The organism is Chitinimonas taiwanensis DSM 18899 (assembly GCF_900119825.1).
Taxonomy (GTDB): domain Bacteria; phylum Pseudomonadota; class Gammaproteobacteria; order Burkholderiales; family Chitinimonadaceae; genus Chitinimonas; species Chitinimonas taiwanensis.
The window spans coordinates 427,810-447,088 of record NZ_FPKR01000001.1 but is presented as its reverse complement, the minus strand read 5'-3'; the positions used below and the strand labels follow the sequence as shown (position 1 = coordinate 447,088).

Below are 19,279 nucleotides of genomic sequence, written 5' to 3'. Positions count from 1 at the left end.
CTGGGCCATCCTGCGTTATGGGCATGACTTCACGGTGCTAGCCGACTGACGCGGCAGTCGCCAGGTCTCGGAAAAGCGGGTCTGCAGGAAAGGAAAGTGCGATGAGCGGCTAAGTACATCGAACGCGAACTGCTGGCGTTGATAGTGAAGCGGTTGGACCAGCTTGGGGTATGCCTGATTAATTCCAGGGGAATGTGGATTCCCGGCTAACGATGGAGGCCCCCAAGCGCGTCTTATATCAGGGTCCGGGTTGAATCAGCCCAACATGACCGTTTGTAGTAGTGCAGTCCTTCACCTTCTCACGCATCAGGCTGGCGGTGACGCAGCGACAGAGTGAATCAACCGTACTTTGCTATTGCAAGGGACGGGGAAGCCCTTGTAGTTCGATCTAAGCATGCCGTAGTGGGTCAGTTTGAGCGAAGTTTTTGACCGCATTCGAGCTAGTTAGCCACGTTGAACGAAGTGTTGTGGAACAAGGCCTGTGGCTAGTGAGTCACGCAATGCTGCAGGGCGAAGGTCAAGGCCGCGAACGGCGGCAAGGGGGAACCACCTGAATTCAAGGCGTCGGTTCCCCTCGAGTCCGGCGTGGGAGATTTTGGTGTTTCGAACTTTCGAATTCTCAGGTAGCGAAACAGAGTAGTAGAGACCTATCTCATGGTGCGGCTCACCGTCGAATTCGAAGAAGTTCTCTCCGATGCCAAGCAAATCATTGCATGTGACGGAGGTCGCTAGTTCCTCCATGAATTCGCGCACGATAGTATGCGCGCCTTCTTCCCCGGCCTCGACACGTCCGCCTGGAAGAGTCCAAAAGGGGTCACCTTCAAGTCGATGCAGTAGGACGTGCCCCGCTTCCAGTGCCACGGCACCGGCGCGCAGATGAAAGCGATGCGAATTGATTCGGAAGCTGATCATGCGGTATAGCATTGCGGGTAACGTGCGGCCGGAACGACGTAGGGGTGAAGGGAACCCAAAGCGCAGCTCCGGGCCATGACGTTGACCTCAAGGTTAGGCAACAGCTTTCCGATCCGCTGGATGATTGACTCCATCATTGACCGGAACTTCGGGGATAAGGAAAGGGTTTACACCTTCCAGGCACCCGACATTGAAGCCATATTCTTCCGGGTTGGAACGACGTTGATGATGAGTATAAATTCCACAAACACTACAAAAATAGTGCTTGGCAGTGTGAGTATTAAATTGATAAAGCCGGAGCTCATCCTCGCCCTGCAATATCTTAATAGCCGACAGCTTTACCGAGGCGACAACGGCTCCTTTACGGCGGCAGATTGAGCAGTCACAGCGTCTTGGATTTTCGATGCCATTTGGTAAATCCAGTTCCAGTACAACACTTCCACAATGACAAGACGCTTTATGCTTAAGGTTTATGGTTGTGTCGCCAACTTGCTTAATCATTGCATTTCCTTGAATGGCCTAACTTTTGACGTAACGGGTGCCGAAGCGCAGCGAAGGGAACCAAACTGCTTAGCAGTTTACAACCTGCTCGTTTTGAGAAGATTTCGAGAGAATCATAGGGGGTGAGCTCGTGAGTTCAAAAGGTCCCGGACTAGTCGTTTTGTATCAGTGGCGGCTGCACGCGGGTGCCGAAGAGTCATTTGTGAAGGCATGGACGCGAATTTCGGAACGCCTACTGTCCGAGCGCGGTTCACTTGGGTCTCGTCTACACCGTGGTCCGGATGGCATGTGGTACAGCTATGCGCAATGGCCCAGTTCAGATGCCAGAAAACAGGCTTTCGCACTTGAGTCTGTCGATCCTGAGGCCGAGCTCCAGATGGCCGAAGCCATCGCAGAGGGGTTTCCTGAAATCGTCCTCGAATCAGTCTCAGACGTCATGGTTCTGCCTTTCAAAAATGGAGTCTAATCCTCCGACGTCCCCCCGTAATTGAGTAGCGGCGGGACTTAGCGTCCAATCCTATTGGATTGTTGCGATCAGGTTTTCTCTAGCGATGGCTTCAAATCGTTCCCGCATGCCTGCGGTGCTGTAAAGCCTGGGGCGCGCCAAGAACTGCTTCAAGAGTGCGCGTCGCTTACGTCGGAAAAGAAAGCTCGGCACGTGACCGTATTCAGCACGAACCTGCCGCTCATATTCAGCAAAGCGCTCGGGTAACGCCCCCAGGATGGCCAGGTCGATATCGACCAGCAATTGCGCATCCCGCCCCGAAGGCTCAGCCGCATGCTGGGTCGCCATAATCAGGGCATACACGTGGTCTACCACCTGTTTCGCAGCGCCGGCGGTGAGTAGTTCCTCACGAGCCCAGTCCGCACTACGCTGCTCATTGTCGTGCCGTAGCGGCTCATAAATCGCATCGTGGAACCATAGGGCGATTTCCACTTCTGCGGGATGTTCTGCCGACTCGGCAACTTGCTGGAACAATGCCAGACATTCATCGAGGTGCTGCAGGCCATGGTAATGGCGATGCGGTTCGGCATAGCGGGCCATCAGCCTGTCAAAACAGGTAGGACTGGCCACCAAGCCAAGCCTGGACCAAGTTGCTATCCACGCTGCGTTGAAGTCGATCATGCTTGGCCTCCTTCGTTTATTGAATAGGTGTGAAGCTGCAGGCATCCGTCGTAGGAGGCGCTCACGATGCCGCCAGCAATCGGCAACGCGTCGGTCACGAAGTTCTCATGTCGCGCCATAAATACCTGTTCAGGGCCTGTGCAACGCCAGATTCGCAGCTGATTGTCTTCGCCACAACTCGCCACGTGCTTGGCGTCGAGCAAACTCAGGCGGCGAACGGCTGCGTTGTGCGCCAGGAACCGCCACACCATGGACCAATTGCCGTCCTTCTCGCACCAGCAGGCAATACCGCCCTCGATATCGCCGGTCCAGATGGCTTGTTCTACGGCTAGCAGAGTCCGGAGCGGGACATTTCCCTCAAGCACCGCTGAGCATTCAAGCGTTGCGCCATTCCATATCCGCACACAGCCATCTTCGGATGCACTGGCCCAATGCAACTGTCCCATAGCCGCCATTTGCCAGACCCAGCCACAGTGGCCTTCCAAGCAAGCCAATGGCAACCCTTGCTCATCCCAAACCTTGATCAGCGCGTCAGCGCTACAGGTCAGCAGACGACCATCCGATAGGCGTGTGACATCCAATACCGCAGCGTCGTGCGCCACGATCGATTTCTCGCAGTTCCCGTCTGCCCAGTTCCAGAGTCGAAGTGACCGGTCGCGCGATACCGAGGCCAGCCGTCGCCCCGGCAAGGCAGCCAAGCCCAGCACAGATTGGTCGTGACCGTGAAGCTGCTGGATCGCCGAGCCATGCCTATCCCAGATCCGGATGATCGCGTCACGGCCGCCGCTGGCGTACTGGCCGTGATCGAGCGCGGCGAGCGTCCAGATATAGCCGTCATGACCCGCGCTCTGTGCCCGCTGCACCTCGCCTTTGTCATTCGCCGTCTGCCGGTAGATAACGTCGCTGCGCATGACATGCTTGATGCCACCGGAAACCTGTTCTCCGGCATGCCAGATGCCATGGTCAAACAGGATCAAGCTACCGGCACGTGGCTTTACTCGGCCAATTTCCTTGGCATCCTGACCATTCGCATCACCACCCGGCCCGGCGGAATAGAACACCGTATCGCCGCCGGCGAATGCGTCGCCATCGGTCAGGTAGATCATGAAGGTAAGGCGGGAGCGTCGCGCGGCATCGCGGTGATGCACGCCATCCTGATGCAGGTTGAACTGCTGGCCGGGCTGATAGCGGCAGAACCGGAAACGCTCGTTCACGTGCTCGAGCTGCCAATTGCCTGCCTGATCGGCCAAATTCGCAGGTGCATAGGGGCGCAGCCGTTCGGTCATCTGAGCAGCGAGATTCAGATCGTCGAGCACCTGCCGGTCGTTATTGCGGTAGGACGGTGGATAGTCAGTCGCCGCATTGGCATACCCTCTCGCCTCGCTGCGGGCGATCAAGTCAGCACATTCTTCTTTCGACAGAAAATCGGGGATGACAACGCAATATCCGGCGGTGCTTGGCAGAGGATAGATGGGGGGCGCTATGAGCATGTGGCGACCTTTAATTTGGTCAATCAACCAATATAACTACACCTTATCTCCACTGAACGCTGCAATGCAAGTAATATTTGGTCAATCAACCAATAAATAGGAATACCCATGTCCAGGAAGCCCAACACGGAAGCCCGCCGCGCCGAGATCATTCGTGCGCTGCAGTCCGTCATGGCGACACACGGCTATGAGAAGGCCACCATCCAGGCAATTGCCAAGGAAGCTGGACTAGCTCCTGGATTGCTGCATTACCACTTCAAAAGCAAGCAGGAGATTCTGGTATCACTGGTCACCTCGCTTGCCGACTACGGGCAACGCCGCTTCGAGCAGATCGCGGGCAAAGCAGAATCGCCAATGGATCTGCTAAATGCCTATCTGGAAGCCCGGGTGGGACTAGGCGATGGGGCAGCAGCGGAAATCGTTGCCGCATGGGTCATGATTGGTGCAGAGGCGGTGCGCCAGGCGGAAGTCAGAGAGGTCTATCAGCGCGCCATCGCGACCGAGCTTGAGCTATTGTCGGAACTGCTGGCTAACTGCCTGCGTGAGCGGCAACGCGTTACGACAGGCTCCCGGGACTTGGCGGCAGCGCTGCTGGCCATGATGGAAGGCGCCTATCAGCTCGCGAGTGCAACCAGCGGTATCATGCCGGTGGGGTATGCTGCGCAGTCGGCGCTTCGTCATGCCATGTTGAGCATCGATGCGGCGCCGCTAGCAACCGCTTCGTGAGCTGTGCCGAGCCAGGAGAAGCGCTGTCCCAGACTATGTTGTACAGTCAGGTCGTCCAGAGGAGTCAAGTAGGTAGTTGTCCCGGACTTTACGCAATGGTAGAGCAGTGCTAACCCATTGATAGTTCTGCAGTGACTGTCCCAGACTTTATTGCCGAGGAATATGAGGACAGGGAATTAAGTTCGTTGGGCAGTCATAACGCGACTGGGCGTGCCTACCGTTGTATTGGCACGCCCGGTATGGCTTTGCCCACGATATTCCAGCGCGCTAGCGTGTGGTGGCTCAACGTACACAAGAGTTAGTCAGGCATGGAGCTCACTCGCACAAGGTGCGATAAGCCTTATGCAGTAGACCGTTCAGGACGGTTACCAGTGCGCGCCAGTTCCCTTCGTTTTCCTACTAGGCAGCGATTCGCCTACACGCTGGTTCGTCCGCATTGTTTGCGGGGCGTCTTGGAAGATTTTGGTATCGTATTCTCCTCGGGGAGTGAGACGACCTTTGCCTACAAGACCGCCTGTTCTGTACGGCCATCAGAAAAAATTTTTGGTCGCCACCTCCGAAACCACCATCCAGATCGCTTTCGTCCACTTGCTGCTTCACCGCATCGGGAAATTTTCCAAACAACTTCTAAGCCGTACCCGTCGCTTCAGCACAGACGACAGACGTCGCCATGTCGCGCCATACCTTTACAACAAACCCTTAAAAAACCCTTGCTCAGGATATCTTTCGTGATTCGCCAATCCCTTTTGGCTTCTTGCCTTGTCTTGCTGACCGCCTGCGGCGGTGGAGGTAGTGACACCAGTACCGGCGGAAGTTCGACAACACCCCCGGCACTTCGGTTTTCCTCGGATGTCGTAAGCGCCAACTATCGCGCAGGCAATGCTTCGCCAGTGACGCTGCAGGCGACAGTCAACAATCCGAAGGACTTTGCCAATGTGACGGCCGTCTACACCTACGTCGTCGACCCGAAGCAGGTGCTTCAAGGGCAAGTGGGGATTCAGACGCTGAACGCCGAATCCTACTCAGTCACGTTCTACCCATCGTCCCTGCTACAGCCTGGCCGCTATCAGGACAGCTTCCAAATCCGCCTGTGCAAGGACAGCAATTGCATCAGCGAATTCCCGGGTTCGCCGATGTCGCTGCGCTACGACTTCACGGTAACGGAAGCCGTAGCGCCGCTGGGTGCAGCCCCAACGATGCCCACCCAGGCGAGCGTACACCTCGGCGCACCGGCACCGAGCGATGTCACCGTGCAGGTCAGCGGCGATAAGCTGCAATGGACCGCCACCGCCACTGCAGCTTGGTTGAAAGTCCGGGATGGTGTGGGCACGGGCAATGGATCGTTCAGCGTCGGTTTCGTCCCCAATGGTCTTGCCGTCGGCACCTACACGGATAACGTGACCATTAGCTCCAAGGATGGTCAATCGACAAACGTCGCATTCTCGCTGACGGTACTGCCAACGAATTTTTTGATCACTTCGGGTATTCCCACCTTCAACGCCATCAACGGTGCCGACATCCCTGCGCAGACGTTGAGCTTCGAACTGGATAACCAGGTCGCCTCGCCGTGGACCGCAAGCAGCACCGCGAACTGGATGATCGCCGGCCCGCTTAGTGGAACCACGCCAGGCAGCATGACCTTGCAGCCCGACCCGAGCAAAGGCCCGCTCGCGAGTGGCGACTACGCGTCTGTCATCACCCTCAAGTCGCCGAATGTTCCGGACAAAACCTTAAGTGCTACGTTGACACTGACCAAACCAACGCTGGCCGCTTCTACTGCGGCGATCACGCTTGGCGGGGCGAAGGGACGGGATTTCAGTCCGCAGTCCTTGTCGATGACACTGAACACCGGTGAAAAGAATTGGGCGTGGGCGGTCTCTGGCATGCCGGTTGGCGTGACCCCCTCTGCGAGCAGCGGCGTGGTGAATCAGAACGGTACGGGCATAACGCTCACAGCCAACCCTGCCTTGCTTGCGAGCGGATCGAGTAGCCATGTCATTCATCTAACTGCGCAGGTCAACGGCGACGCGCTCGATACTCCGATCACCGTGAATATCAATCGCGACGACCGCAAACTGCTCGCATCTGAATACGGCATTGCCCTGTCGAGTACCCCATCAGGGGCCGTACTGTCGCGGACAATCCGAATTTCCGACAACTACGGTGGCAACGTCTCCTGGGCTGCCACCTCAAGCGCCCCATGGCTTTCAGTGACCAGCAGCGGCTCAACCGGCGCGGGCACCGCCCTGATGCTAAGCGCGAATCCAGCAACGCTGACGACCAACTCAATCAGTTACGCAACGGTTACGATCACGCCAGCAGACACAGCCGTGCTTCCCGTCTCGATTCGCGTCGGTTTGTGGAAGGGCGCTTCGGGCGCAGCAGACATGGTCAAGCTGCCGCTCACGTACGAAAAGTTGATCGCCGACAAGATCCGTCCTTACATCTATGCGCACGACGGCGGATCATCGATCGATGTCTTCAACGCATACAGCGGTGCAAAGGTAGGGACTATTCCCGGTGTCGGCGCTGCGCTCGGTGCAATGACGCCCAGTCCAGACGGCAGCACGCTGTACGTACTGGACACTGCAAACAGAAGCGCAGCGATACTCAAGCTGGATTCACTGACCGTTACCGGCACATTGCCGCTGCAGAATACCGTTGGTGCTTACACGTCCGCGCTCGCAATCATGCCAAACGGGGTCGATGTACTACTGATCGGTGACGGCACCGCTTATCGGCATGACGGTAAGTATCTGGGCAATACTGGCATAGCCGGTTGGTCAGGTTACGTAACCTTGTCCGCATCGGCGGACAGCTCGAAGGTATTTGTGCAAGATATGGGACACATTCCTGCCAGTTCAGATGCCTTCGACGTCGACTACACGGCAGTATCCGGCGGTATCTTAACGATCGCGTCCAAAGCAAGCACCTGGTACGCCGGAGGTGCCTCAAACGGCCAAGACATTGCTGTCACGTATGATGGTAGCAGCGTCTATACGGCCAGCAGTGCGCCCTACAAGTGCGCACACCTTGACTTGGTGAACCTGACGTTCCTCGGCTATCTGCCGGGCGGCGATGCCTACCCGAACAATATCGAAGTGACCTACGACGGCCGCGCCATTTGCGGCATATCCGGCCGGTATTCGAGCAGCGACTTTTGGGTACACAGCCCGAACGGTGCACTCTTGACTGGCTACAAAGTGGCCGGTTACGCCAAGGCCTTGAAAGCGCAGCAGATGGTTGTGACTGCCGACGGCATGATCGTCGCAACGCTGACGGATGATCCGCTGCTGGCGTTTGTGCTGATTGGCCCGTGATACTCGTAGCACCTCAGAAATAGTAAAGGGGCGGAGGAATCCGCCCCTGTTTGTTTTGCCTTGAATGCAGCTGTTCGGTCATCGGCTTGATGAGCCTCAGGTGGTCGAGCACCCCGCGGTCGTTATTCCTTTTTGCGCCCAGAGGCCGCAAGGCTTACCTCACTGCCATCGGCGTATTGCGCGTTTTCCAGAGCGAGAAGAGTACGCCAGCGCTGAGCAGGCCAAAAGTCACCGCCAGAGACAGTGTGGCCGGTACCTTGCCGTCAAACACGAAGTCGCCCAGGAAGATCTTCGAACCGATAAACACCAGTACCAGCGCCAGCGCGTACTTCAGGTAATGGAAGCGGTGGATGACGGCCGCCAGGGCAAAGTAGAGCGCGCGCAAGCCCAGAATGGCGAAGATGTTCGAGGTGTAGACAATGAAGGGGTCGGTGGTGATGGCGAAGATGGCCGGCACGCTATCCACGGCGAACACGAGGTCGACCAGTTCCACCATGCACAGCGCCAGAAAGAGTGGGGTCGCCCACCACACGGTTTGCGTGCTGCCTTCTGATACGGGCAGGCGGACAAAGAATTGCTGCGCATGCAGTTTGTCGGTAACGCGCAGATGGCGCTTCAGGAAACGCAATATGAGGTTATCCGCCAGATTGGTGTCGCCCTCGGGCATGAAGAGCATTTTCAGCCCGGTCAGGATCAGGAAACCGCCAAACAGGTAGAGCGTCCAGTAGTACTGGGCAACCAGCGTCGCGCCCAAGCCGATCATGATGGCGCGCAGCACGATCACCCCCAGAATGCCCCAGAACAGCACGCGGTGTTGATAGGCCCTGGGTACGGCGAAGTAGGTGAAGATCAGCGAGATGACAAATACATTGTCCAGCGACAGGCTCTTTTCAATCAAAAAGCCGGTGTAGTACTGCATGCCTGCCGTGGCGCCGAGCATATGCCAAACCCAAAGCCCGAACAGCAGGCCGGCCGCGATATAGAAGGCCGAGAGCTTCAAGCTTTGTACGGCACCGATTTCCTGATTCTTGCGATTGAGCACGCCAAGGTCGAATACCAGTAGGGCCAGCACCATCGCCAAAAAGGCGATCCACATCCAGGCTGGCTTACCCAGCCACAAGGTCAGCAGGATGTCCATTTTCTCGCTCCCTACCCTGGGCCAGCCAAAGGCCGGCCTAGGGCGTTAACATCAATTCACATGGGCGGTATGCACGCGGGTAATACGCGCAAGCGGCGGCATGTCGCTGAGTAAGCGGTCGTGCCAGCACAGCATGGCGCGCGTGATCAGCGTGCGCTCGCCGCCACTCAGGTATCGGTCGGCATCGACGACATCCAGCATGGCCCTTAGCAGCGCGAGCTGCATATCGGAGTCAGTGACCTCATCCAGCAACTGGTCCAAGACTGCGGGATCGCCGGCGATCTGCTGCATGCCCGGCCAATCGCCGTATTGCATGGCGTCGTCACACAGCTCCAGCAAGACCTGCTGAAACGCTGCCGCGCTGATGCCCAGGCGCTCCAGCACACTGCTGCGTTCCAGCGCAGCCAGCTCCGAGGCATCCAGCCCCCCATCGGCCAGCAAGGCTAGGGCAATCAGGCGACCGGCTGCCTGCACACTATTACTCGGGTAGTGACGCATGATGGCTCCTTGAATGGATTCAAACGGACCGATGGGTTGGCGCTGACGAGGTCATGGTGGCGGGCTGCCACAGGCTCGCCTCGATGTTCAGGAAGTCGCTGTCGACATGGCTGGCCAGCTGGTCGTGAGCACGTTCGATACGCCGTGCCACAAGCCGGCTTGCACGATCGACCGCACGCGAAATGGCTTGATACATATCGCCCTCCACATCCTCGATCAGCACTTCCGGGAGGTGGAAAAGCGTGATCTGGATCTGGCAGTGCTTGTCGATGCCACCGCGTGGCCCATTGATGTCCGCCAGACATACGCTAACCCGCGCAATCCGATCTCGATGGCGGCGCAGGCTGATCGCCAAGCGGTGGTTCACGTGGTAACGCAAGGCAGGGCTCAAAGTGAAGTTATGTGCCCGAATGTCGGTTTTCATGCTGTGCTCCTGACGTAATCAAGCTGGGAGAACTCAGTCTAGGGGCAAGATGAAACCAATAAAAATCGTATAAACTTTCTTAATCATTCACTTTATCGGAAGTGAAAAGTTCATGAGTGGCTTGAATTACAAGCACTTGTACTACTTCTGGATGGTCGTCAAACACGGTGGTGTGCTGCGTGCGGGCGAGCAGCTGCATGTCACGCCCCAGGCCATCAGCGGCCAGCTCAAGCTGCTCGAAGAAGCGATGGGCACCGCGCTGCTGCGTAAACGTGGTCGCGGTCTGGAACTGACGGAATCGGGCCGCCTGGCGCTCAGCTATGCGGACGAGATCTTCCACTTGGGCGAGGAATTGCAGGATGTGCTGCAGAATCACCCCGATGGCATTCCCCAGCAGTTTCGGGTTGGCATTGGCGATATGGTGCCCAAGACCGTGGCCTACCATCTGCTGCAACCCGCGTTTCACAGCCCACAGGCACTGCGGCTGATTTGCCGCGAAGGCCAGCTGATCCAGCTGCTGGGCGACCTGGCTACGCACCAACTCGATCTGGTGATTGCCGACCGTCCCCTGCCGCCCGAGAGCAATGTGCGCGCCTTCAACCACCTACTGGGCGAGAGTAGTCTGTGCATTGTGGGCACGCCCAGCTTGTGCGCACAGCTCAGTGGCGACTTTCCCCACAACTTGCAGCAGGCGCCCTTCCTGATGCCGGGAGCAGACGCCGCCATCCGCCCGCGCCTACAGGGCTGGCTGGAACGCCACCGCCTACGCGTGCGTGTGGTGGCAGAATTCGACGATGGCGCATTACTCAAGGCCTTTGGCAAAGCCGGCATGGGCTGCTTCGCCGTGCCGACGATCCTGGCGGATGAAATCTGTCACGAATATCAGCTGGCCATACTCGGCCGCATTGATGAACTCACCGAACAGTTCTATGCGATCTCGGTGGAGCGCCGGCTGACGCACCCGGCGGTACTGGCGGTCACCCAGCAGGCGCGTGCATCCTTGTTTGCCTGACCCAGCTTGGCGGCACGGTATGCAAGACCCTCCCCTCCTAGGGCCAACAAAAAACCCACCAAAGGTGGGCTTTTTGTTGGCCGTGCTTCGCGCTGGACGCGATTCAGGCTAGGTCGAAGCGATCCAGATTCATCACCTTGGTCCAGGCCGCCACGAAGTCGTGCACGAAGGTCTGCTGGGCGTCGCTGGCGGCGTAGACCTCGGCCAGTGCACGCAGCTGGGAGTTGGAGCCGAACACTAGGTCCACCACCGTGCCGGTCCACTTGAGCTGGCCGCTGGCCCGGTCGCGCCCTTCCAGCACACCCGCATTGCTGGCGGACGGCTGCCAGCGCGTGTTCATGTCCAGCAGGTTGACGAAGAAGTCATTGCTCAAGGTGCCGGGGCGCTGGGTGAAGACACCGTGCTGTGCCTGGCCGACATTCGCATTCAGCGCACGCAGGCCACCCACCAGCACGGTCATTTCCGGTGCGCTCAGAGTCAAGAGCTGGGCCTTGTCCAACAGCAGCTCGGCCGCCGCGCCTTCCAGGCCCTTGCGCAGATAGTTGCGGAAGCCATCTGCGGCCGGCTCCAGCACCGCAAACGACTCGACATCGGTCTGTGCCTGTGTGGCATCGGTACGCCCTGGCGTGAACGGCACCGTCACCGCAACGCCAGCCTGCTTGGCGGCGGCTTCCACCGCGGCGGCACCGCCCAGCACGATCAGGTCGGCCAGCGACACACGCTTGCTACCCGATTGCGCGGCATTGAAATCGCGCTGGATCGCCTCCAGCGCCTGCAGGGTCTTGGCCAGTTCAGCTGGCTGGTTCGATTCCCAATCCTTTTGCGGCGCCAGGCGGATGCGCGCACCGTTGGCGCCGCCGCGCTTGTCGCTGCCGCGGAAGGAGGCAGCCGAGGCCCAGGCCGTGCCGACCAACTGCGGAATGGACAGACCGGCAGCCAGAATCTTGGCCTTCAGCGCCGCCACGTCCTGCTCATTGATCAGCGGGTGGTCGACCGCGGGCAGCGGGTCCTGCCAGATCAGTTCTTCCTTGGGCACCAGCTTGCCCAGGTAGCGCACACGCGGGCCCATATCGCGGTGGGTGAGCTTGAACCAGGCGCGCGCGAAGGCATCGGCGAACTCGGCCGGGTTCTGGTGGAAGCGGCGCGAGATTTTCTCGTAGGCCGGGTCCATGCGCAGCGACAGGTCGGCGGTGGTCATCATCGGCGGATGCTTCTTGCTCGGGTCGTGCGCATCCGGGATCAGGTGTTCGGGTTTGCAGTTCTTCGGCGTCCACTGGTGTGCACCGGCCGGACTCTTGCTCAGTTCCCACTCATAGCCAAACAGCATGTCGAAGTAGCCGTTATCCCACCGGGTGGGGTTGGGCTTCCACGCGCCTTCGATACCGCTGGTGATCGCATCGCCGCCCTTGCCCGAGCCATAGCTGCTCAGCCAGCCCAGGCCCTGGGCTTCCAGCGGCGCAGCCTCGGGCTCCGGACCCACATGTGATGCAGGCCCCGCGCCATGCGCCTTGCCGAAGGTATGGCCACCAGCCACCAGGGCAACGGTTTCCTCGTCGTTCATAGCCATGCGCGCAAAGGTTTCACGCACATCGCGGCCCGAGGCGACCGGGTCGGGCTTGCCGTCCGGCCCCTCCGGGTTCACATAGATCAGGCCCATCTGCACGGCGGCCAGTGGGCTCTCCAGCTGGCGGTCGCCCGAGTAGCGGCTGTTTGGCTTATCGCTAGTGGCCAACCACTGGGTCTCGGCGCCCCAGTAGATATCCTCTTCCGGTGCCCAGATGTCTTCACGGCCGCCACCGAAACCAAAGGTCTTGAAGCCCATCGATTCGAGCGCGACATTGCCGGCCAGAATCATCAGATCGGCCCAACTCAGCGACCTGCCGTATTTTTGCTTGATCGGCCACAGCAGGCGGCGTGCCTTGTCGAGGTTGCCGTTATCGGGCCAGCTATTGAGCGGGGCAAAGCGCTGATTGCCGGTGCCCGCGCCGCCTCGACCATCATGGGTGCGGTAGGTACCGGCCGAGTGCCAGGCCATACGTATCATCAGGCCGCCATAATGGCCCCAGTCGGCCGGCCACCAGTCCTGCGAATCGGTCATCAGTGCGCGCAGGTCGTTGACCACGGCATCGAGGTCCAGGCGCTGGAACGCTTCGGCGTAGTTGAAGTCGGCGCCGTACGGGTTCGACTCGCGCGAGTGCTGGTGCAGTATCTTCAGATTGAGCTGATTCGGCCACCAGTCGGCATTGCTAGGGCCAGCGGCCTGAACCTGCTTGGGCGCGCCACCCGAGAATGGGCATTTTGCTTCGTTTGACATGGTTTTCTCCTTGAAAAGTTGGCACCAGATCGGCTGAGGCCAGTCTGCAATTTGGCTATCGATAGTGCAAATCAAATAAAACAATACTATTGATAGCCTTTTGCCGATTCAGATAGGGCGTGACTGCGGCCCAAGACCTGTGCCGCACCACATGCCTGGCCTGTGGCGGCCCGCATGTGGCACCCAACAATTGTTCCGCTAGCCATAAGACTAGAGCATCCACTCCAGACTGAATGCCTAGCGGAGCTGCAAAGTGAAGAAACCGTTCTACAAAATCCTGTACGTGCAGGTGCTGTTCGCCATCATTGCCGGGGTGCTGCTCGGGCATTTAGAGCCAAAGCTCGGTGTCGACCTGAAGCCGCTCGGCGATGGCTTCATCAAGCTGATCAAGATGATCATTGCGCCGGTCATCTTCTGCACCGTGGTGGCTGGCATTGCCGGCATGCAGGATATGAAGAAGATCGGTCGGGTCGGCGGTAAGGCGCTGATCTACTTCGAGATCGTGTCCACCATCGCGCTGGCCATTGGCCTCGTGGTGGCCAACCTGATCCAGCCGGGCAATGGCTTCAATGTGGATGTCAGCAAGCTGGACGCCAGCAGCGTGGCCAAGTTCACCGAGAAGGCGCAGGCGATGTCCACGGTGGAATTCCTCACCAATATCATCCCCACCACCTTTGTGGATGCGTTTGCCAAGGGCGATATCCTGCAGGTGCTGCTGATTGCCCTGCTGTTCGGCTTTGCGCTGTCAGCGCTGGGTGCACGCGGTAAGCCGGTACTGCAGGCGATTGAAAGCCTGTCCGAGGTGATCTTCGGCATGGTCAATATGATCATGAAGATCGCCCCGATCGGCGCGTTTGGCGCGATGGCCTTCACCATCGGCAAGTACGGCATCGATTCGCTGCTGCCCATGGCCAAGCTGATGGGCACCTTCTACCTGACCTGTGCGCTGTTCGTGTTGGTGGTCCTCGGTGCCATCGCCCGTGCTTGCGGCTTCTCCATCCTCAAGTTCATTGCCTATATCCGCGAAGAACTGCTGATCGTGCTGGGTACCAGTTCCTCGGAAAGCGCCCTGCCCAAGCTGATGCAGAAGCTTGAACGCATGGGCTGCGCCAAGCCGGTGGTGGGCCTGGTGGTGCCAACCGGTTATTCCTTCAATCTGGACGGCACCAATATCTATATGACCATGGCGGCGCTATTCATCGCCCAGGCCACCAATACCGACCTGACGCTAAGCCAGGAGCTGGCCATTCTGCTGGTCGCCATGCTGACCTCGAAAGGTGCTTCCGGCATTACCGGCGCCGGCTTCATCACCCTGGCGTCCACGCTGGCCGTGGTGCCTAGCGTGCCGGTGGCCGGCATGGCCCTGATCCTCGGCATCGACCGCTTTATGAGCGAATGCCGCGCGCTGACCAATATCATCGGCAATGGCGTGGCCACCGTGGTGGTGTCCAAGTGGGAGAACGCGCTCGATACCGAGCAGATGCAGGCGGCGCTGAATGGCGAGCTGCCCGCCACGCAGGAAGCCGACAGTCCGCCAGCGCCAGACGCCCTGCTGCCTGTCGCACCAGCGCGGGCCTGAGCCGGCACCGCTTGATCCCTTGTCGCCTATGGCGGCGGGCGTCTGCATCACGCAGCGCCCGCCGCCTTGTTTTTTGCTACCGGGCAAGCGCGGCCTGACTACTGGGGTGACGTCTTAAGTTCACAACAACTTACGACAGACTTACGACAGTGCTGGTCAATTTGAGAGCGATTCGCATTTTCCTGCCAAGTTTCATGACGTAATCATTTTATAGTCATGCGCCGATTGAGATAGCCATGCCTTTGTACTGGTCAGCCCGCTGGGCGGCCCCTGCAGCGGCGCCGTGCTGCCCTCGGTCACGGAGTGAAACGTATTGCCAAACCAGCACCCGGCCTGAAAGTACGCAAGCCGCGCCAGGCGCGCTGTACCGGACAAGCCGCACAGCAAAACAACACAGGGAATGATCATGAACAAGCTCTCCAGCAGCGCCTTGTCGCTTGCACTGATTGCCAGCCTTGCCGCCTGCGGTGGCGGCGAAGAAGGCCAGACTGGCCAATCCGGCGCGGATACGCCCAGCACGGGCACCACGCCGACTCCGACTCCGACTCCGACTCCGACTCCGACTCCGACTCCAACACCGACTCCAACACCGACTCCAACACCGACTCCAACACCGACTCCAACACCGACTCCAACACCGACTCCAACACCGACTCCAACACCGACGCCAACACCGACGCCAACACCGACGCCAACACCGACGCCAACACCGACGCCAACAGGCTATGCCGGCCCGGCGCAAACCAGCGCATTCGGTTTCGGTGCCAGCACCACCGGGGCTGGGATCAGCCCGGCCAAGGTAGTCACGGCGAAGACGCTGGCCGAGGCACAGGCCGCGGTGGATGAATACAAGAAGGCCGGCGGCACGGGCGGGCTCAAGCTCACCTATGCGGGTAGCTTCGACTTCACCACCATTCCCGACCCCTGCACTCAGCACAAGCTCGACGCCCAGATCCTCGAGTTCAAGGGTGAGTCCGGCAAGCCAATGAAGGACATCACCTTGATCGGTGCCGATGGTTCAGCCGGCAACTTCGGCATCCATATCGTTGGCTCGGCCGAGAACATCATCATCCGCAATATGACCATCGGCCTGCCCCCGGGCGGCGGCAGCTCGGACATCGTCGGCGTGGAAGGCAATAGCGCCGGCGCACCGAAAAACATCTGGGTTGATCACAACACCTTCTTCTCCTCGCTCAAGGAATGCGATGGCGCCGGCGATACCGAATTCGACGGCATGATCGACTTCAAGAAGGGCGCCACCCAGGTCACCGTGTCCTACAACTATCTGCACGACCATCACAAGGTCAGCCTGAACGGGTATAGCGACAGCGATACGCTTGAGCGCCTGATCACCTTCCACCACAATGTGTTCGAGAACATGGGCTCGCGCGTGCCGCTGCAGCGCGGCGGCTACGCGCACATCCTCAACAATCTGTTCAGCAATATCACCACCTCGGGCGTGAATGTGCGCATGGGCGGCTATGCGCTGGTCGAAGGCAATTACTTCGAGAACGCCAAGAACCCGGTCACCTCGCGCGACAGCAGCGCGCTCGGCTACTGGGAACTGCTGAACAATAATGTGATGAGCCCGGCCGACTTCAGCAGCTATGGCATCAAGTGGGTGGCCAGCGATTCTTCGCCCAGCAAGAACGCCGACGACTGGACCTCGACCAAGACCTTCCCGCGCGAGAAGCTCGGCTATGCCTACAACGCCCAGTCGGCCGCCTGCGTGAAGAGCGGCCTGAAAAGCGTAGCCGGTGCCGGCAAGGCGCTGGCAACCTTGAAGTGCGCGTAAACACTTAGCCCAGGCAGCAGCACGGCCCGCCATCCTCGATGGCGGGCTTTTTTCTGCCCGGTGCCAGTGGCCAAGGCGATGCAGCTCATGCCGCCCACCCCTTGCGTCTTGTAGCTTACAAAGTACTTACAAATATATTCAGCAAATCGAGAGTAATTCCTATTTGGCGTGTTAGATTTATGACGTAGTCATTTTTCATCACATCATACCCACAAGGAATTGCCATGCATCTGAACACGCACACACTGTCGCTGCTGGGCAGCGCCCTGCTGCTGGCCATCGGTAGCGGCGCAGCACAGGCCAAGGATTGGCCCAGCGGTTTTTCCAAGTGCGCCGACCAGGCCGGCACTTGCAAGATCGGCAGCGAGACCCGCCAGGTGTCGTTTGGCGCCAAGGACAAATGGGTGGTGAAGAATCTGCAAGGCAATGTGCTGTGCGATACGGCCAGCTTCGGCAGCGACCCGCTTGCCGGCCAGGCCAAGAAATGTGCGGTCGGCCCGCTGGCCAGCACGCCGGCGCCGACCCCAACGCCCACCCCGACCCCCAGCCCTAGCCCCGATGCCAGCAGCGAAGCCGCACCGGCCGGCGGCTGGGCCAGCTATGGCGCAGGCACCACGGGCGGGCGCGGTGCGGCCAGCAATGCCATCTACACGGTCAGCTCGGCCTGGCAGTTGCAGGAAGCCTTGAAGGTGAAGAGCAGCGCGCCGCGCATCATCAAGGTGTATGGCAGCATCGATATGGAATCGGCCGACAACGGCGGCAAGTTCAAGAACAGCAGCGACCAGGCCGCCCGCAACGCGCTGAGCCTGCCCAGCAACACCACCCTGATCGGCCTGGGCGATTCGGCACAGATCCGCAATGCACGCATCGTGATCCGCAATGTGGAGAACGTGATCGTACGTAATCTGCAGATCGTGAACCCCTGCGATATCGCGCCGGTATGGGACCCGAACGATGGTTCGAGCGGCAACTGGAACTCGGAATACGACGGTCTGGTGGTGGAAGGGGCCAAGCGGGTCTGGATTGACCACAATACCTTCACCGATGCGCCGGTCACCGATGATCTGGCGCCAGTGGTGAATGGCAAGACCAAGCAATGCCATGATGGCGCGCTGGACGTGAAGAAGGCCGCTGACTATGTAACCGTGTCGAACAATCTGTTCGAGCTGCACAGCAAGAACAATCTGATCGGCTCGTCCGATTCGGCCAGTGAGGATGACGGCCATCTGACCGTCACCTTCCACAACAACTACTTCCGCCATGTGGCCGAGCGCGCCCCGCGCGTGCGTTTCGGCCAGGTCCATCTGTACAACAACTACTTCGAAGGCGCGAAGTCACGCCCGGTCTATGCGCATAAATACAGCATCGGCGTCGGCTACAAGGCCAAGATCCTGTCCCAGCACAATGTGTTCGAGGTCAGCGGCGCCAGCAGCTGCAAGGACGTGATCCAGAACCCTGGCTCGTCCAGCAAGACCGGCGCCATCGTCGACAGCGGCTCACTGCTGAATGGCGTCACGCTCAAGCTGGGCGGCGACAGCGGCTGCAGCTTCAGCAGCGCCATCGGCTGGACACCGCCCTACACGGCCAAGCTGCTGCCGGCCGCCAGTGTGCGCGAGTCGGTCAAACAGAACGCCGGCGCCGGCAAGCTGCAAGTACGCTAAGCGAAGCGTGGAGCGGGGTGAGCTGACGCTCACCCCACGGCGGACAGTGTGCTTGCCTTGCATCAAGGGCGGCCTGGCCCGCGGTGCACTAAGCTGGGCAGTGCATTCCCCCGCTCAGGAGCCCGCCATGCCCGCATCTGCCCCATCGCATCCTGCCAATAGCGCCGGCGAGGAAGCGCTCGATGAAAGCGTGCTGCCTTTCCGCGGCCTGGTGCGCTACGAGCGCCAGCTGCCGATACGGCAGATTTCCTACTATCTGAGCGGCGGCCTGCTTGAAGCCGAGCACTACACCGAGCTGTTCTACACGCTGCGCAGCGCCAGCGAGACCGACATCATCTATCTGCATCTGAATTCGCCCGGCGGCGACTTCGATACCGGCCTGCAGATCATCAACAATATGCTCGCCTCCTCGGCACGCGTGGTCACCGTGCTGGAAGCGCGCGCCTACTCGATGGCCGCCTTTATCTTCCTGGCCGGCGAAGAGCGCGTGGTGCACGACAACTGCCAGCTGATGTTCCATATCTATTCGGGCAGTTTTGCCGGCAAGGGCAATGAGCAGCAGGCCCAGGTGGCAGCGCTCAGCGCCTGGTTCGAAAAGGTCATGGCACGCCTGTGTAGCCCCTTTCTATCGCCGGCCGAGATCCAGAAGATTCTCAAGGGCAGTGATATCTGGATGGATTCGGACGAGATCCGCCGCCGGCTGCACAAGCAAGGCAAGCAGCCGAAAGCGGTGCCGCGCCCGGGGCGCAAGCGCGCGGATGAAGACGCGATCTGAGGTACGCG

Annotated in this window: 17 protein-coding genes; 8 read left to right on the top strand and 9 right to left on the bottom strand. The window is 59.4% G+C overall.

Going from position 1 to position 19,279, the window contains the following annotated elements; all coding sequences use genetic code 11:
* Nucleotides 1-444: 444 nt before the first annotated feature.
* Both BT173_RS20030 and BT173_RS02015 read right to left on the bottom strand, forming a co-directional pair.
* Nucleotides 445-912 (bottom strand): NUDIX hydrolase, encoded by a 468-nt coding sequence (locus BT173_RS20030; protein ID WP_072426929.1) that lies wholly within the window; start codon nucleotides 910-912, stop codon nucleotides 445-447.
* Nucleotides 913-1,005: 93 nt separating this feature from the next.
* Complete coding sequence (locus tag BT173_RS02015; protein ID WP_072426928.1) at nucleotides 1,006-1,413, bottom strand: GFA family protein; 408 nt, start codon at nucleotides 1,411-1,413, stop codon at nucleotides 1,006-1,008.
* Nucleotides 1,414-1,543: 130 nt separating this feature from the next.
* On the opposite strand from BT173_RS02015, the gene BT173_RS20025 reads away from it, so the two are divergent.
* Nucleotides 1,544-1,879 (top strand): antibiotic biosynthesis monooxygenase, encoded by a 336-nt coding sequence (locus BT173_RS20025; RefSeq protein WP_072426927.1) that lies wholly within the window; start codon nucleotides 1,544-1,546, stop codon nucleotides 1,877-1,879.
* A 51-nt stretch (nucleotides 1,880-1,930) separates the two neighbouring features.
* Here the strand turns inward: BT173_RS20025 and BT173_RS02005 are convergent, their stop codons facing one another.
* A complete protein-coding gene (locus tag BT173_RS02005) occupies nucleotides 1,931-2,539 on the bottom strand; it encodes an HD domain-containing protein (protein WP_072426926.1) in 609 nt (202 codons plus the stop codon).
* Nucleotides 2,536-3,936, bottom strand: a complete 1,401-nt coding sequence (locus tag BT173_RS02000; RefSeq protein WP_175545533.1) for a 2OG-Fe(II) oxygenase — start codon at nucleotides 3,934-3,936, stop codon at nucleotides 2,536-2,538. The genes BT173_RS02005 and BT173_RS02000 overlap by 4 nt, the downstream gene beginning before the upstream one ends.
* A gap of 201 nt (nucleotides 3,937-4,137) precedes the next feature.
* On the opposite strand from BT173_RS02000, the gene BT173_RS01995 reads away from it, so the two are divergent.
* Together BT173_RS01995 and BT173_RS01990 are read left to right on the top strand one after the other, a co-directional pair.
* Nucleotides 4,138-4,755, top strand: coding sequence for a TetR/AcrR family transcriptional regulator (locus tag BT173_RS01995; protein ID WP_072426924.1), 618 nt, complete (start codon nucleotides 4,138-4,140; stop codon nucleotides 4,753-4,755).
* 728 nt (nucleotides 4,756-5,483) lie between these two features.
* Nucleotides 5,484-8,075, top strand: a complete 2,592-nt coding sequence (locus BT173_RS01990) for a YncE family protein (RefSeq protein WP_139255997.1) — start codon at nucleotides 5,484-5,486, stop codon at nucleotides 8,073-8,075.
* A gap of 154 nt (nucleotides 8,076-8,229) precedes the next feature.
* Here BT173_RS01990 and BT173_RS01985 read toward each other — a convergent pair whose 3' ends face one another.
* The 3 genes from BT173_RS01985 to BT173_RS01975 are packed head-to-tail and all read right to left on the bottom strand — an operon-like array spanning nucleotide 8,230 to nucleotide 10,135.
* Nucleotides 8,230-9,213, bottom strand: coding sequence for a TerC family protein (locus tag BT173_RS01985; protein ID WP_072426922.1), 984 nt, complete (start codon nucleotides 9,211-9,213; stop codon nucleotides 8,230-8,232).
* 51 nt (nucleotides 9,214-9,264) lie between these two features.
* Nucleotides 9,265-9,711 (bottom strand): TerB family tellurite resistance protein, encoded by a 447-nt coding sequence (locus BT173_RS01980; protein ID WP_072426921.1) that lies wholly within the window; start codon nucleotides 9,709-9,711, stop codon nucleotides 9,265-9,267.
* Nucleotides 9,712-9,730: 19 nt separating this feature from the next.
* Nucleotides 9,731-10,135 (bottom strand): HPF/RaiA family ribosome-associated protein, encoded by a 405-nt coding sequence (locus tag BT173_RS01975; RefSeq protein WP_072426920.1) that lies wholly within the window; start codon nucleotides 10,133-10,135, stop codon nucleotides 9,731-9,733.
* A gap of 112 nt (nucleotides 10,136-10,247) precedes the next feature.
* Between BT173_RS01975 and nhaR the strand changes: the two genes are divergently transcribed.
* Nucleotides 10,248-11,147 carry a transcriptional activator NhaR gene (gene nhaR / locus BT173_RS01970; protein ID WP_072426919.1) on the top strand — a complete coding sequence of 300 codons (900 nt, stop codon included), beginning with the start codon at nucleotides 10,248-10,250 and terminating at the stop codon, nucleotides 11,145-11,147.
* Between the two features lie 103 nt (nucleotides 11,148-11,250).
* Here nhaR and katG read toward each other — a convergent pair whose 3' ends face one another.
* A complete protein-coding gene (katG, locus tag BT173_RS01965) occupies nucleotides 11,251-13,461 on the bottom strand; it encodes a catalase/peroxidase HPI (protein ID WP_072426918.1) in 2,211 nt (736 codons plus the stop codon).
* Nucleotides 13,462-13,714: 253 nt separating this feature from the next.
* Here katG and BT173_RS01960 point away from each other — a divergent pair, with 253 nt between their 5' ends.
* Nucleotides 13,715-15,040: a dicarboxylate/amino acid:cation symporter gene (locus BT173_RS01960; RefSeq protein ID WP_072426917.1), complete on the top strand. Its 1,326-nt coding sequence runs from the start codon at nucleotides 13,715-13,717 to the stop codon at nucleotides 15,038-15,040.
* 192 nt (nucleotides 15,041-15,232) lie between these two features.
* On the opposite strand, the gene BT173_RS19110 is transcribed toward BT173_RS01960, so the two are convergent.
* Entirely contained in the window at nucleotides 15,233-15,448 is a 216-nt protein-coding gene (locus BT173_RS19110) for a hypothetical protein (RefSeq protein WP_139255996.1), read from the bottom strand.
* Here BT173_RS19110 and BT173_RS01950 point away from each other — a divergent pair.
* The 3 genes from BT173_RS01950 to BT173_RS01940 all read left to right on the top strand — a co-directional run bounded on the left by BT173_RS01950 (nucleotide 15,447) and on the right by BT173_RS01940 (nucleotide 19,271).
* Nucleotides 15,447-16,835 carry a pectate lyase family protein gene (locus BT173_RS01950; protein ID WP_084658076.1) on the top strand — a complete coding sequence of 463 codons (1,389 nt, stop codon included), beginning with the start codon at nucleotides 15,447-15,449 and terminating at the stop codon, nucleotides 16,833-16,835. The two genes, BT173_RS19110 and BT173_RS01950, sit on opposite strands and share 2 nt — an antisense overlap.
* A gap of 224 nt (nucleotides 16,836-17,059) precedes the next feature.
* The gene (locus BT173_RS01945) at nucleotides 17,060-18,496 is read left to right on the top strand and encodes a pectate lyase family protein (RefSeq protein ID WP_084658065.1); all 1,437 of its coding nucleotides are present in this window, start codon (nucleotides 17,060-17,062) and stop codon (nucleotides 18,494-18,496) included.
* Nucleotides 18,497-18,623: 127 nt separating this feature from the next.
* On the top strand, nucleotides 18,624-19,271 hold the full coding sequence (locus tag BT173_RS01940; protein WP_072426916.1) for a Clp protease ClpP: 648 nt from the start codon (nucleotides 18,624-18,626) through the stop codon (nucleotides 19,269-19,271).
* Nucleotides 19,272-19,279: the final 8 nt, after the last annotated feature.